The organism is Corallococcus exercitus, assembly GCF_042231735.1.
In the GTDB taxonomy this organism is placed as follows: Bacteria; Myxococcota; Myxococcia; order Myxococcales; family Myxococcaceae; genus Corallococcus; species Corallococcus exercitus_B.
Genome location: NZ_CP102577.1, coordinates 1,663,486 through 1,677,996 on the forward strand (window position 1 = coordinate 1,663,486; position 14,511 = coordinate 1,677,996).

Annotated in this window: 10 protein-coding genes; 3 read left to right on the forward strand and 7 right to left on the reverse strand. The window is 72.7% G+C overall.

The genetic code is table 11. From position 1 onward, the window contains the following. A complete protein-coding gene (locus NR792_RS06205; RefSeq protein WP_375759141.1) occupies positions 1–3,150 on the reverse strand; it encodes an adenylate/guanylate cyclase domain-containing protein in 3,150 nt (1,049 codons plus the stop codon). 376 nt (positions 3,151–3,526) lie between these two features. Between NR792_RS06205 and NR792_RS06210 the strand changes: the two genes are divergently transcribed. Together NR792_RS06210 and NR792_RS06215 are read left to right on the forward strand one after the other, a co-directional pair. After that, a complete protein-coding gene (locus tag NR792_RS06210; protein ID WP_375759142.1) occupies positions 3,527–4,348 on the forward strand; it encodes a hypothetical protein in 822 nt (273 codons plus the stop codon). A 4-nt stretch (positions 4,349–4,352) separates the two neighbouring features. Continuing rightward, positions 4,353–5,165, forward strand: coding sequence for a TIGR02452 family protein (locus tag NR792_RS06215; RefSeq protein ID WP_375759143.1), 813 nt, complete (start codon positions 4,353–4,355; stop codon positions 5,163–5,165). Between the two features lie 35 nt (positions 5,166–5,200). Here NR792_RS06215 and NR792_RS06220 read toward each other — a convergent pair whose 3' ends face one another. The 4 genes from NR792_RS06220 to NR792_RS06235 form a co-directional block, all read right to left on the reverse strand. After that, positions 5,201–6,796: an ATP-binding protein gene (locus tag NR792_RS06220; protein ID WP_375759144.1), complete on the reverse strand. Its 1,596-nt coding sequence runs from the start codon at positions 6,794–6,796 to the stop codon at positions 5,201–5,203. 68 nt (positions 6,797–6,864) lie between these two features. Then, positions 6,865–8,118 (reverse strand): hypothetical protein, encoded by a 1,254-nt coding sequence (locus tag NR792_RS06225; protein WP_375759145.1) that lies wholly within the window; start codon positions 8,116–8,118, stop codon positions 6,865–6,867. A 139-nt stretch (positions 8,119–8,257) separates the two neighbouring features. Further along, the gene (locus NR792_RS06230; RefSeq protein WP_375759146.1) at positions 8,258–10,606 is read right to left on the reverse strand and encodes a hypothetical protein; all 2,349 of its coding nucleotides are present in this window, start codon (positions 10,604–10,606) and stop codon (positions 8,258–8,260) included. Positions 10,607–10,811: 205 nt separating this feature from the next. Beyond that, entirely contained in the window at positions 10,812–11,615 is an 804-nt protein-coding gene (locus NR792_RS06235) for a GNAT family N-acetyltransferase (protein WP_375759147.1), read from the reverse strand. Positions 11,616–11,714: 99 nt separating this feature from the next. On the opposite strand from NR792_RS06235, the gene NR792_RS06240 reads away from it, so the two are divergent. Continuing rightward, positions 11,715–12,137: a hypothetical protein gene (locus NR792_RS06240; RefSeq protein ID WP_375759148.1), complete on the forward strand. Its 423-nt coding sequence runs from the start codon at positions 11,715–11,717 to the stop codon at positions 12,135–12,137. On the opposite strand, the gene NR792_RS06245 is transcribed toward NR792_RS06240, so the two are convergent. Together NR792_RS06245 and NR792_RS06250 are read right to left on the reverse strand one after the other, a co-directional pair. Next, positions 12,138–13,463 carry a ferritin-like domain-containing protein gene (locus NR792_RS06245; protein WP_375759149.1) on the reverse strand — a complete coding sequence of 442 codons (1,326 nt, stop codon included), beginning with the start codon at positions 13,461–13,463 and terminating at the stop codon, positions 12,138–12,140. 167 nt (positions 13,464–13,630) lie between these two features. Continuing rightward, on the reverse strand, positions 13,631–14,416 hold the full coding sequence (locus NR792_RS06250; RefSeq protein ID WP_375759150.1) for an SDR family NAD(P)-dependent oxidoreductase: 786 nt from the start codon (positions 14,414–14,416) through the stop codon (positions 13,631–13,633). Positions 14,417–14,511 lie beyond the last annotated feature (95 nt).

The window sequence follows — 14,511 nt, forward strand, 5'->3', positions numbered from 1 at the left end:
TCACGCGTCCAGGTGCGAATCGCTGACGCCGGGGCGGGCCGCCAGGAAGCGGAGCGCGCCACGGATGTCGGACGACGCGGTCTCGCGCGGGGCGTTCCGGGCCGCTTCGATGCGGCGGCGGGCGGCGGCCCTGGCTTCATGGGCCCGCGTGCTCCCCACGGGCGCGGCGTCGGCTTCGGCCAGGTCGAGCGCCGCGCGGAGCAGGTCCACGAGCTGGAAGAGGGCAGGGTCCTCGCGCAGCTCGGGGGCGCCTTCCAGCACGGCGAAACCGTCGCGGGCGGCTCGCAGCTCTCCGCACGCGGCGTCCATCGCGGCCCGGTGCGCGATGAACCGCAGGGCCTGCCAGCGGGACGCCCGGCCCAGGATGGTGACCGCCTCCGCCAGCGCCGCGCGGGCCTGCGCCCAGTCTTCCCGCACGAGCGAAGCGCGTCCCAGCTCACCCAGCGCGGTGCCCTCCAGCAGCCGCTGGCCCAGGAGCCGCGACAGGCGCACCGCGGCCTCCAGGTGCTCGCACGCCTCCGCGACGCCGCCTGCGTCCATCAGGTAGCAGCCCAGGTTGAGCCGCGCGAGCGCCTGACCCGCGCGGTCCTCCACGCTCAAGGCGCGGCCCAGCGCCTCGCCCAGGAGCATCACCGCTTCGCCGCCGTCGCCCGCCTCGCCGATGGCGACCGCGCAGTTGGTGAGGAAGCCCACCTCGAACGTCACGTCGCCCACCTCGCGGAACAGCGCCAGCGACGTGCGCAGGTGCGGGATGGCGGCCTCCGGACCTCGCCGCACCTGTTCGACGAGGCCCAGGTTGCCCACGGCGTAGGCCTCCAGCCAGCGGTCGCTTCCGGAGGGCAGCGCCTGCGCGTCGCGCATCAGCGTCCACGCGGCGGCGCCGTCCCCGGCATGGCGGGCGACGATGGACAGGTCCACGAGCACGCGCTTCTCCGACGCGGTCTCCCCCAGCGTGTGGAAGACGCCGCGCACCTCCTCCAGGGCCCGCCGCGCCGCCTCCGCCTGGCCCGCGTCCAGGTAAGCGCGGCCCAGCACCGCCAGCGCCTCCGCGCGCTTCAGCGGCGCCACCGGCACGTGTGACGACGCCTCCAGCGCGCGCTCCAGCCGCTCCACCAGCAGCCCCACCGGCCCGCGCGTGCGTGCATCCGGCTCCAGCGCCACCAGCGTCTCCAGCGCGCGGCCCAGGGACTCGGCGGTCGCGGGGCGCACCGCCATCGCGTTGTCGCACGCGGCCAGCAGGTTCTCGCGCTCCAGGGCCAGCCGCCGCAGCGCCGTCGCGCCGCCCGTCTTCTGCACGCGCTCGCGCAGCCGGCCCGCGACCTGGAGGTACGTGTCCGCGTGCCGGGCCTCGCACGCCGCCTCGTCCCCCATTTCGCGCAGCCGCAGCGCCGCGTACTCGCGGATGCTCTCGTACAACCCCAGGCGCAGGAAGCCGCCGGGAGCCCCCACCTCGCGCGCGCACAGCAGCGACTGCGAGCGCAGCGAGTGCACCACCTCCAGCACGTCGGGCGAACCCTCCGGCAGCACCAGCACGGCCTCGGCGGCCTCCAGCGTGAAGCCGCCCCGGAACACCGAGCACTGCGCCAGCGCGGCGCGCTCGGCCGGCTCCAGCAGGTTCCAGGACCAGTCGATGGCACCGCGCAGCGTCGCCTGTCGCGCGGGCGCGTCCCGCCGTCCCACGCGCAGCAGGTCGAAGCGCTTCGATAGCCGCTCGCGCAGCTGCTCCACGCCCAGCACGCTCACGCGCGCCGCGGCCAGCTCGATGGCCAGCGCGATGCCGTCCAATTGCCGCACGATGTCCGCGACGCGCGGCGCCTCCGCGTCGCTCAGGATGAAGTCGCCGCGCGTCTCCCGCGCGCGCTGCACGAACAGGCGCACCGCGTCCGAGCGCAGGATGACGTCCCAGCGCGTCTCGTCGGGATCCGGCAGGCCCAGCGGGGCCAGGTCCAGCACGCGCTCTCCGGGCAGCCGCAGGGCCTCGCGCGTGGTGACGAGGAAACGCGCGCGCGGCGCCAGCACCCGCCAGCGCCCCAGCGTCGCGGGCACGTGCCGCACCACCTGCTCCACGTTGTCCAGGATGACCAGCACGTCGCCGCACCCCGCGAGCGCGCGCCCCAGCCGCTCCGCCGGAGTGCTGCCGTCGCCGTCCGCCGCCAGCGGCACGCCCAGGGCCCGGCCCACCGCATGGCAGAGGTCGCCCTCCGTCAGCGCCTCCTCCAGGTCGCACCGCCAGACGCCGCCCTCCCACGTGCCCGCGTCGGACTCCAGCGCGCCGAAGTGCGTGGCCAGCCGCGTCTTCCCCATGCCGCCCGGGCCCAGGATGCTGATCAGCCGCGCACCCTCGGACATCCACTGCCGGAGGGTGTCCAGCTCCTCGGCGCGCCCCACCAGGTCCTGCCGCAGCGTGGGCACGTTGCCGGGCCGCTCGCGCGGGGCGCGCAGGGGACCGAAGCGGCGGTGCGCGAGGGACGCGGGCAACAGCTCCACCAGCGTCACGCTGTCGCTCACGCCGCGCAGGCGGAAGGACCCCAGCGCTCGCGCGATGGGCATTCCCAGGGAGGCCAGCTCCGGCTGGATGCGCGCCCAGGCCGCGCCGCTCAGCAGCACCTGTCCGCCATGGCCCGCGTCCGCGACCCGCGCCGCGATGTTCACCGGAGGCCCCAGGTAGTCCAGCCGGTGGGTGGAGGGATCCAGGCGGCAGTCGGGCTCGCCCACGTGCACACCCATGCGCACGCGCAGCCCCCGGTGCGACAGCCCCTCCGGCGCGTGCTCCTCCGCCGCGTCCGGCTCCTCCAGGAGCGTCTCCGGCCAGCTCGCGTGCAGCAGCGCTTCCTGCGCGCGCAGGCACCAGTGCGCCGCCTCCACCGGGGACGCGAACGCGACCATGAAGGCATCCCCCTGCGACTTCACCTCGTAGCCGCCGGTGCCCAGCAGCAGCGTGCGCAGCACGCCGTCATGCAGCTCCAGCGCGTCGCGCATGGCCTGGCCACAGCGCTCCCACAGCCGCGTGGACCCCTGGATGTCGGTGAAGACGAGCGCCACCGAGCCGGTGGGCGGCAGGTGCAGGGCATGCGGCGGCGCTGCGCAAGCGGGGGGCGCATCGTCGGCCGGGGGCTCGACGACCGTGAGTCTTCGGAAAGCCTCTCCCATCTCCCGCTCTCCCGCTGCCAGGAACCCCCACCCGCTCCCACCCCTCCTGCTGCCCGTGAGGGTGACGCCCGTGCCGCTGGCGCTTCACATGGAAAGCAGTACGGGCCGGAACGGCAACGCGCACCTGCCGGGCAGGGTCGTGCGCTGCCAGTGAGCACTTGTGATCGCGCCACGCGCGCATCCATCACTGGACGACACGCGCATGACCCCACGGGGCCTGCCACCACGGCATGCCACGTGCCTGCCCGCCTGCCCGGGTCCGCCGGGGTCTGGCGGGCCCCATTCCAAGGAGGACGGGGGGCCGTGTTAGGACGGAGACACGTCCCGTCCCCGCGGCAGGAGCGCGAGGGCGCGACGCCTCTTCCTGGAAGGACTCATGCGTTCGACTTCGGCACTGGCGTTGATGATGGCTTCCCTCGCGGTGGGCGCGCTGTCCGCTTGCGGCGACGACAAGACGGACAACACCCCGGACGCGGGCACGAACACCGACGGCGGCACCAGCTCGGGCAACGGCAAGTGCCCGGCCTCCGCGTACATCTGCGAGAACTTCGACCAGGGGGAGAACGGCTGGCGGCAGCCGGACGAGGAACACAACGCCACCATCGCCATCGACGGCTCGCGCACCCGCTCTGGCAGTGGGGCGGTGCACGTGGTGACGGAAGCGGGCCACAACGAGGAGCCCTACGGGGCGGAAGAGGACCCGCAGGCCATCGCGCACCTGCGCAAGAACATCCCGCAGTTCGGCACGAAGCTCTACACGCGGGCGTACGTGTACCTGAACCGGTCCTCGCCCGAGGGCGTGATGGGGACGTACTTCATCCTCTTCTCGCCGAAGGAAGGCGACTTCGGCGGCATCGAGCTCCAGGCCCTGCCGAACGGCGGCTTCGCGTTGGACAACTGGACGGGGATCGGGACGGGCTGGAACTACCAGGACCAGGACCCCGTGGTCGTCAAGGTGTTGCCCAACCGGTGGACCTGCATCGAGTGGGGCGTGGAGCGCGCCAGCGCCACGGCCGACACGGGCCACGCGATGGCGTGGGCGGATGGGCAGCTGGCGTACGACTTCCCGAACGTGGGCATGCGGCCGTTCACCGAGTTCGCGGTGGGCTACGGCTTCGTGCACCCGAAGGGTGACTCCGCGTCGGAGACGTGGATCGACGACCTCGTGGTGGCGCCCGAGCGCATCGGCTGCGAGTGACGCCATGTCGCTGAACCGCGTCGCGGACGAGACCCTTCACATCCTGGAGCAGGGCACGTACGTGCCGCTGTCCGGGCGGGAGGTGTCCATTCGCGACGCGGTGTCGCGCGCGGTCGAAGGCACCGTGCTGGTGCGCCCCGGTGACTTCGACCCCCTCACGCGGCCTTCTCCGGTGCCGGGCTTCACCATCGAGGTGACGCCGGAGAAGACGGGCGACGCCGCGCGCCGGCTGGTGGAGCAGGAGGGGGAGCGGCGGGTGCTGGCGCTCAACTTCGCGTCGGCGGTGAACCCGGGCGGAGGCTTCCTCACGGGCGCGAAGGCGCAGGAGGAGGACCTGGCGCGGTGCTCGGCGCTGTACCCGTGCCTGCTGAAGTGGCCGGAGTACTACGACGTGAACCGCAAGCTGCGCTCGCCGCTGTACACGGATCACTTCATCTACTCGCCGGACGTGCCGTTCTTCCGCAACGAGCACCACGACCTCTTGGAGCGTCCCTTCCCCGTGTCGCTGCTCACGGCGCCCGCGCCCAACGCGAAGCAGCTGCCGATGGGGGACCCGGAGGTCGCGCAGCAGGTGCGGGACGTGCTCTTCGCGCGGGCGCTCAAGGTGTTGCAGGTGGCGGCGCACCACGGACACCGCACGATCATCCTGGGGGCCTGGGGCTGCGGCGCGTTCCGCAACAACCCGCGCGACGTGGCGGAGGCCTTCGCGCGAGGGCTGTCCACGATGGCGGGCGCGTTCAGCCGCGTGGTGTTCGCGGTGTACGAGCGCGATGGAAGGGGGCCCAACCTGAGCACCTTCCGCGCACGCTTCGGCTGAGGGGCTGTGACGTTCATCCGACGCTGACGCCGCGCCTACGCCCCGTCCACCGGCAGCGTCACCACGAACGCCGCGCCACCGCCGGGCGCGTCCTCCACCCAGACGTGGCCGCCGTGGGCTTCCAATATCTGCTGCACGATGTAGAGCCCCAGCCCCAGGCCTCCCGTGCGCGCGGAGCCCTGGACCTGGGCGAAGCGCTGGAAGATGCGCTCGCGCTCTGCGACGGGGACTCCCGGACCGCCGTCCCGCACCGTCAGCCGCAGCTGCCCGTCCTGCCGGCGCAGCGACACCTGCACCGGCGTGCCCTGGCCGTAGCGCAGCGCATTGGCGATGAGGTTGCTCACCACCTGCTCCATCCGGAGCTTGTCGAACCGGCACGGCGCCGGCCCCTCCACGCGCGCGTCCAGCGCCACCCCGGCCTGCTTCGCCTCGTCCTCGAAGCGCGCCACCAGGTCGTGCACCAGCGGCGCCAGGTCGCCGCTCGCCAGCTCGAAGTCCAGCTTGCCCGTGCGGATGCGGCTCACGTCCAGCAGGTTGTCCAAGAGCGCCGCCAGCCGCTTGAGCTGCCGGTCCGCCGCGTCCAGCCGCACCGTGACCTTCTCCGAGCCCACGGGCTCGTCGCCCTTGTTCTCGGACATGCGGCGCAGCAGGTCCACCTGGAGGCGCAGCGACGTGAGCGGCGTGCGCAGCTCGTGGCTCGCCACCGACAGGAAGTCGTCGCGCGTGCGCACCGCCTCCTGCAGCGCCTCCTCCGTCTCCTTCAGCGCGGTGATGTCCAGGATGGCGCCGCGCACCACCATCACCTTGCCGTTCGCGTCGCGGATGACGCGCGACCGGCTGATGAGCCAGTGCCACGTGTTGTCCGGCCAGTGCGTGCGGAAGGTGGAGGAGTACGACAGCACGTCGTTGTGGAAGATGGCCGACACCTGCGCTTCCACCGCCGGCCGGTCGTCCGGGTGCAGCGACGCCAGGAACCGCTCGTGCGTCCACTCCTCCAGCGGCTGCGGGTAGCCGTAGAGCCGGTCATGCCCCTCCGAGCGGAACACCTGCCCGGTGACGAGGTTCGTCTCCCAGACCGCCATCTGCGCGGACTCCAGTGCCACCTGGAACCGCTCGCCCAGCTGGCGGAAGCGCTCCTCGGTGCGCGCGACCTCGTTCTCCGCGCGCTGGCGGCGGGTGATGTCCGTGGCCAGCACCCACGTCTCTCCGCCCACCGGCCGCACGGACAGCTCCAGCCAGACGCCCGACGGCAGCTCCGACAGGAACCGCGCGGGCTCGCGCGTGGTGAGCGCGTCCAGCAGCCGCTCGTGCAGCGTCGTGCCGGCCAGCATCGGCTGCGCCGCCCACGGCGTCATGCCCTCGCAGGTGCCGTACGGCAGGCCCAGCAGGGACGCGGCGCGGTGGTTGAGCTCATGGATGGTTCCCTGCGCGTCGAGCGCCAGGAACGCCTCGGCCATCATCTCCCGCAGGACCTGCAGGCGGGTCTGCGCGGACATGCTGGCCTCGTCGGCCGGAAGCGGGGGCAGGTGGGCATCCTTCGGCATGCGCGCGGAGGCCGCGTCCGGCGAGGACGGGTCGTCCTTGGAGGCGTGGCGGACGGGTTCGAACGGACCACCGGGGAGGGGACTCATCGGGTGTGCACGCTCCCGCACGGCCCCCGCGCCCGTCAAGCGAGCGCGGGGCCCATTCAGGCCGTCTGTCAGCCCAGCGGATCCGTGAGGGGTTCAGGCATGACCCACAGCTCGGTGGGCCGGGTGTAGGCCTGGTCGAACGCGAAGAGGATGCCGTTCCACCGGTCCCAGAAGTCCGCCCAGCTGTACTCGCACGGGGGAGAGGTGAGCAGGTTTCCGTCGCGGTCCGGCTGGGCGTAGGCGTAGTCCGCGTAGGTCCAGCGCACCGTGCCGAAGTCCGTCATCAGGAACGGCGTCAGCGCCTGGAGCACGGCCGCGCGGGACACCTCGTCCGTGGGCGAGCCCGCGGGCGTGAAGACGGGCTGGGCCTGGTCATGCTGTTCGCGCCAGGCGACGAAGTTGGTGCCCATGGCGACGAGCGCGTCGCGGCGCGCGGGCGTGGGTGCCAGCCGGGCGTCCTCGTAGAGGGCGAACGCGGCGATGAGCAGGCTCTTCCAGTGCATGCCCGGGAAGATGAGGTCCATGCGGGTGGGGCGCGGCGAGTCCTCCGCGTGCGCGACGGCCCAGGCATACGCCTGCTGCGCCTCGGTATTGTAGGCGTCCACGAGCGTGAACTCGGTGAGCACGCGCGCGGGCGTGATGGGCCCCGTCGCGGCCGCGCGCCAGTCCAGGTACAGGCGCGCCGAACCGCCGATGTCGTTGAAGATGGCGAGGTTGCCCTCGTGGAGCGTGCGCTCCAGCGTGATGACGATGACCTCCACCTTGTCGAGCGGAGTCACGCCCGGAGCGCTCCAGTACATCGCGCCCATGCGCGACGCGGTGGCCAGCAGGGTGCGCGTGTCCGCGAGCGCCGCGACGTTGAGCGAGCTGGTCAGCACGCTGAGGGCCGTGGCCGCGTCCGTGGTCAGGCCCTGCGCGATGAGCTGGAGGGACAGGTCCTGCAGCCGCAGCCGCACCACGCCGCCCAGCCCCAGCCGGTCCAGCGCGTTCGTCAGCGACAGCGAGGGCTGCAGCCGCGCGGTGTCGATGAAGTGCCGCGCGAGCGCCGCGCTGTACATGCCCTTGCCGCCGGCCTGGGACGCGTGCGGCGCGAAGGTGAACCAGTTGGGACGCGCGCTGCTGGTGCCACCGGGTTGCAGCGTGGGGTCGATGATGCCGCCCAGCTCATACGCGATGTCGATGTAGCCCAGCGTGATGGTGCGGTTGTCCTCCAGCGGCGTGGGCGTGGACTGCGCATGCGCGGAGGCGGAGGTCAGGACGAGGAGCGCGCCCAGGAGCGCGAAGGTGGAACGACGCACGTCGGTGCGAAGAGGAGTCGCCACGGTGAAGGTCCGGGGTGGGGGGGTGGGGGCAAGCTAGGCAGCGGGGACGCCGGTCCAAACCCCGGGGCCCGGGGGCGGATTCAGGCAGCGTTGAGTGGACGACCCTTCGGGAACGGCCGCGCGGCGTTGACGCGCGGGGTCAGCTCCCAACTCCCGTGACGGGTCCGGTCTTCCGGGGAAATCCGCGTCGGCGCAGGGCTTCAGCCACGACGAGTCCCAGGCAGGTCACGGCGCAGAGGCAGACGCCTGGCAGCACGCCCGGCGCCCGGTAGCGCAGCTCGACGCGGTGCGAACCCCGAGGGGTGGGCACGGCGCGCGCCGCCACGTTGGCGGGGAGCAGGCGCGCGGGGGCGCCATCGACGAACGCCGTCCAGCCGGGCTGCCATGCGTCGTTGATCAGCAGCACCGCGTCCTCGGAGGCGTCCACGTTCACGACGAGGTGTTCGGGCGCGTCCTGTTCGACGCGGAGGTGGCCCTCCAGGGGCGCGTCGCTGGTGCGGGAGAGGGCCGGGTCGCCGCACTCCACCGCGGCCTGCGCGCTGGTTCGGAAGGCCGCATCGCGCAGCAGGTCGAGCGCCGCCGCCGCGTCCGCGACGCACCGGGGCTTCGCCAGGGACAGGCGCGGCCGCGCGCCCGGGTGTTCCACCAGCAGCAGCTCGAAGGCGGGATCCTTCGCCACGACGGTGCCGGGAGTGTGTTTCAGGGCGTCGTGGTCCGCCGGGGTGTAGGCGCTGAAGCGAACGCCGTAGACGGGCAACAGCTCGGTGAAGAGGCCGGGGGTGGCGTCCTGGAGGTGCAGCACGCGCGGGCTCGCGGCGGGGAGGTAGGCCTCCGCGGTGCCGACGCCCCACAGCGCTGGGCTGTCCGGGACCAGCATGGCCCGTGACATGAGCGCGACGCTGTCCTGGTACTCGAAGCCTTCGAAGCGCGGCAGGCGGAAGCGCTGGATGCGCGACGACACCCGGGGGACGGAGGTTCCGGTCCGGTCGGCCCAGGCCTTCACGGTCTCGATGAACGGCGGCGGGCTGTCGAGCAGTTCCTCGGTGCCGAGGAGGGTCAGCGGCTCATTCGCCGTGAAGGCCGCGCCCAGCTGCAGCGCCATCAGCACGGCCATGCGCGGGCGGGACTCCGCGAGGCCGGGCAGGACGAGCGCGCAGCCCACCGCGAGGCCCGCCGCGATGAAGCCCGCGGTGCTGAACGCATGGGAGAGCGTGTCCAGCGTCGCCGCCGGAACCTGGGGCCAGCGCGTGAGCACGAACGCATGCGACCACGCGCCCGCCGAGCGTTCCGCGATCGCCACGAGGGCGAGGAGGGCCGCGAGGACCCCGGCCGCGCGAGCCGTCCACCGCATGCGCTCCGGCGAGGCCACGACGGCCTTCCACCCGAACCCCGCGAGCAGCGCGAGGCCCAGGGTCAGATGCACGACCAGCTTCTCCGGGTACCGGAACGGCCGCCACAGCGGCAGCACGCGGTAGAGCAGCGCGTAGAAGGGCAGGGCGGAGCCCAGTGCCAGCGCTAGCAGCGCGGTCCACGCCGCGACGAACGGCGCCTGGCGGCGGAAGGGGATGAAGCGCAGCCCCGCGACGGCGAGCACGAACACCGGCACGCCGATGAACAGCGACTCCGACCACAGCGTGGAGAAGCCGCCGGTGCGCAGGAGCGGTTTGACGATCTCCTCCGGCACGGCGCGCTCCACGGCGGGATTCGCCAGGAACGGCCCGAGCAGCAACTCCGGCAGGCGCAGCGGATCCACCGACCAGCGCAGCGCGTCCTCGACGGAGCTCGCGCCCGGAGCGCCACCCGCGAACACCGCCACGCCCGCGAACAGCTGCGGCGCGGCCACTCCCGCGCCCAGGGCCACGAGCCCCAGCCCCCGCCGCACGAGGACCGCGCGAGGCCCGGTTTCCGTCAGCGCGAGGAACAGCACGAACGCGTTCGCGAACGCATAGGTCCAGGTGTCGCCCGCCAGCAGCACGCCGCCCAGGCCCAGCGCGGCGACGGCGGCGCGGGCGGGCGTCGCCTCCCGAAGGAAGCGGACCGCGGCCCAGAGCGCGAAGGGCAGGGTGGCGCCCGCCATCAGGTACGCGAGGCTGCTGGTGAGGCTCACCATGTAGCCGCTGAACGCGAACGCGAGCCCCGCGAAGAACGCCCCGGCCCGAGGCACCGCGTACAGGCGCAGGAGCGCGTACGTGCCCACGAGCGCGAGCGGCGGGCACAGCAGCACGGTGAGCTTCATCGCCGTGCCGGTGGACATCACGAGCCCCAGCCACTGCGACGGATGGAACGCGGCGGACAGCATCGTCCCCGGGAAGGACTGGCCCAGGCCGTCGAAGGGGTACCAGCCCGGGAAGTCGCCACTGGCCACGCGCTCCGCCCAGTAGCGGCGCAGCGGCGCGTAGACGAGCAGCATGTCCCGCCCGGTGAAGACCTGCGCGCTGAAGACGGCCCGGTAGAAGAACAGGCACGTCAGCCCGAGCGCGCCCCCCACGACGGCCCACGCCGCGCGCGGCCCCGGGACTCGTGGTTCGGCGCGCTCAGGGGATGCGGGGGGCTCCATCGGAGCGCGGATTGTTCCCGGTCGTGGGTGTTCCCGTCCAGCGTGGGAACACCGTCATGCGAGCTGGAGCCCCATGCGACACGCGACTCCCGAGCCGAGCTCGAACCCTGGAGGGCCCAGGGCCGGGCGCGAGGCTTCACGCCTCCTTCGCGGGCGCGAAGTACGAGCAGAAGCTGGTCACGTCGCGGTAGCCCATGCGGCGGTAGACGGGCGCGCCGGCGGCCGTGGCATGCAGCACCGTGCGCTCAAGCCCCCACGCGCGCTTCGCTTCTTCCAGCGTGCGTCGCAACACGATCTCCGCGGCCCCCTGGCGGCGGTGCTCCGCGAGCGTCGCCACGAGCGCGATGTAGACGATGCCGTCCACGCGCAGCGCCGCCGTGGTCGTCGCCGGAGCGCCGTCGTGGCAGCCGACGAAGGCCCGGCACTCGGGGCCGTAGATGCCTGGCGCGGCCAGGGCTTCCCGCCCCAGCGCCTGCGGCACGTCATAGCTGGAGGAGTTCACGTCCGCGATCGCATTGCGCCCCCATTCGTCCCGCACCTCCCGGAGCTCGAGCGGCGCCAGGGGCCGCACCGGCTCCCGCAGCTGGTCCGCCACCATGCCCGTCGTGAGCATCCCCGGCTTGAGCCCTCGCGAGGCGAGCAGCGCATCCGCCCGTTCCCGCAGCGCCGGGGCCAGCCAGTCCGGCGTCAGCGTGAAGGCCCAGCCGTGGGGGCCCTGCGCGAAGTAGCGCGCGGCCGAGTCCACCGCGCGCTCCAGCTCCGCCTCCGTCTCCACCGGCCGCGTCAGGAACGCCATGTTCATCAGGGACCACGTCACGTTGCCCGCCGTGATGAACACGTCCGCCCGCTCCACGACCTCCCCACCGGGCAGGCCCAGCGCGAACAGCCTCCAGGCTCCACGGAACTGCGCGTGCGATTCGTCGATCTCGGCTCGGGACATGGGGCTGCCTCCAGGTGGGTCAGGGGAGTCGGATTCTCCGCAATCACGGAGGCCCACGTCTACGTGCGCCAGGGGAGGGGCCCTGCTAAAGCGAGCGACATGAACCCCATGGAAGGACAGCCCTGGCAGACGACGTGCCGGGTGTGCGGCAGGCAGACCTGTCCGAAGCCGGAGGCGGTGGCCTCCTGGATGCGGACCATGCTGGACCGCGTGCACGGGACGCAGATGCGCGGCGCGGGCCAGCGGGGCCTGCGCGAGGCCCTGGCCATGGAGGGCGTGCTCATCACCACGCACCTGGAGGTGTGGTCGCGGGCGCTCGAAGGTGTGTGCCCGGATTGCATCGCGGAGGTGGCTCCGGAGACGGACGCGCGGCTCCAGGATCCGGAGGCAATGCATGAAGCGTCGCTGGAGCGCTGGCGCACCTCCGCGCCGGAGCTGGTCAGCGACGCGGTGGAGTCCGCGGTGGACGACGTGCTCGAAGCCGCGCGCGAAGCCGCCACGCGCAACAAGCCGACGACCTGATCAGGCCCACAGCTCCTGCTCCAGCGTGTCGAGCAGCGCCAGCGCGACCTCCGGCGTGGGCAGTCCCGCCTCGGTGACGAGCGCGGCGTCGAGCGGCACCGCGACCTCCGCGCGCAGCAGGGCCACCGCGCGCTGCTGGGCCTCGCGCAGCGCCGCCTGCTCCGGAGCGGACAGCCGCGAGCGCACCCACCGGTCGATGTCCCACGACAGGCCCGCGTGCCGCGTCTCGTCCTCGGCGATGCGGACCATGGCCTCACGCACCTCGGCGTCGCGCGCGTGCAGGGCCTGGTGGTGGGCCACCAGCGCGCCGTACGTCTCGCGCACGCACCCCTCCACGGCGTTGTCCAGCGCCACCTCGTCCAGGGGACGCGGCGGCACGGCCGCGACGGAGGGCGGCGGAGGCGTGGCCCCGAAGCGGCGCGCGAGCCGTCCCGTCATCTCCGTGTGCAGGACCTCGTCCACCGCGCTCGCGAGCGCCGCGTCCTGGAGGCCCGCCTCCGCGCCGTGCAGGGCCAGCTCCTCACGCAGCCGCAGGAAGGCGTGGATGGACGCGGCCTCCAGGTGCGCCGTCTGGGCGAAGTAGTGCCCCAGCGCGTCCTCGCAGCCGCCCGCGACCGTGCCCTGGAGCCCCACGGGCCGGCGGCCCACGGCGCAGTTGCCGGTGCCCTTCTCCAGCACGTGGTCCTCCATCTCACGGATCTGGCCGTTGGCGGACACCCGGACCACGTGCTGCGTCAGGTTGGAGCCCTCGCCGCACGCGAAGCCCTTCGTGCCGATGACATTGAAGCTGCCATCCCGGTTGCGCTTCACGGCCCCTCGCTCCAGCGTGTCGCAGCTCAGCCGGTAGCCCGCGGCGAAGGTGAGCAGCGCCGCGTCCTGCGCGGTGTCCACGGTGCCAATCAGCTGCTGGAGCGACTCCAGCGTCGCCCACGTCTTCACCTCGTCACCGCGAGTCGTCGCCAGGAAGTAGTCCGAGCAGACCTGGATGCACGCGCCGTTGAAGCCGTCGCCGGAGCGCGCCTCGGCCAGGGCGGTCTGACAGGCGGGCACGTCGGTGGCGGTCGCGCACGCTTCACCCGTGGAGCCCCGGGCCTCGTAGGTAACCGGCTCACTGCCGTAGCTCGTGACCTGGCGCAGCTCCATGAAGTCCTGCGCCGGCTGGATGCTCAGGTCGTCGATGGCGGGCTCGCCATGGGGCGTGCACTCGATGTTCGAGTACCCCGCCAGGTTCGTGCTGCCGGTGCCACAGCCCGCCAGTACCAGCGGCGTCGCGAGCGAGGCCCGCAGCGCGCGAGAGAACAGATGCCGCAACCGGTTCGTGTTCATGGACGACTCCGTAGGACGAGGTGTCCCGCGAGCAGAGCAATGGCGATGCCATCGCCGTGCTCCCTCTGCGAGACGCTGTCCCACGGGCGTGTCCGCGTGCTCGGAAAACCGAGGCGCCTTCAGAAAGCTGAGGCCCTGGAACGGCCGCGGGTCCTCGCCCGGCGGTATCAAACCGGCTGGGGCGTGCGGAACAAGGGGGCACCCAGCGCCGCGCCGTTGACGCCACCGTCGACGAACAGATCCTGGCCGCTCACGTAGGACGCATCGTCGGATGCGAGAAAGAGCACCGTCCTCGCGATCTCCTCCGGCCGGCCCATGCGCCCCATGGGGATGGTGGCGGACATGCCCCGCTCCATCTTCGCGAAGGCCTCCGGCGTGGGGGCGTTCTTCTCCCAGATGGGCGTGTTCGTCGCGCCGGGGGACACGACGTTGACGCGGATGCCCCGAGGGGCGAGCTCCGCGGCCAGCACGCTCGCCATCGCCTTCAGCGCGCCCTTGCTCGCGGCATAGGCCGAGTACCCCGGCATGCCCAGCTCACTGTGCACCGAGCTGGTGAGGATGACCGACGCGCCGGGCTTCAGGTGCGCCGCCGCGGCCTGCACCGTGAAGAACACGCCGGTGACGTTGGTCTGGAGGACGGACGCGAACGCCTCGTGCGTCGTCTTCCCCACGAACGTCTGCGCCGCGATGCCCGCGTTCGCGAACACCACGTCCAGCCCGCCGAACCGCTCCACCGTCGCCGCCACCGCGCGCTCCATCGCCGCCGGATCCGTGGCGTCCGCCTGCACCGCCAGCACGTTCGGACCCAGCTCCTTCACCGCCGCGTCCAGCGTCTCCTGGTTGCGTCCGGTGATGGCCACCCGCGCCCCCTCCGCCACGAACAGCCGCGCCGTCGCCAGCCCGATGCCACTGTTGCCGCCCGTGATCAGCGCCGTCTTGCCCTTGAGCCGCATCTGAGTGCCTCCCGTCCATCTGGTTTCATCATGAAACCACTTGCCGGATGATTAAAAGCCCCGGTTTCGTTATGCAACCAGTTGTGAGGAAGGAG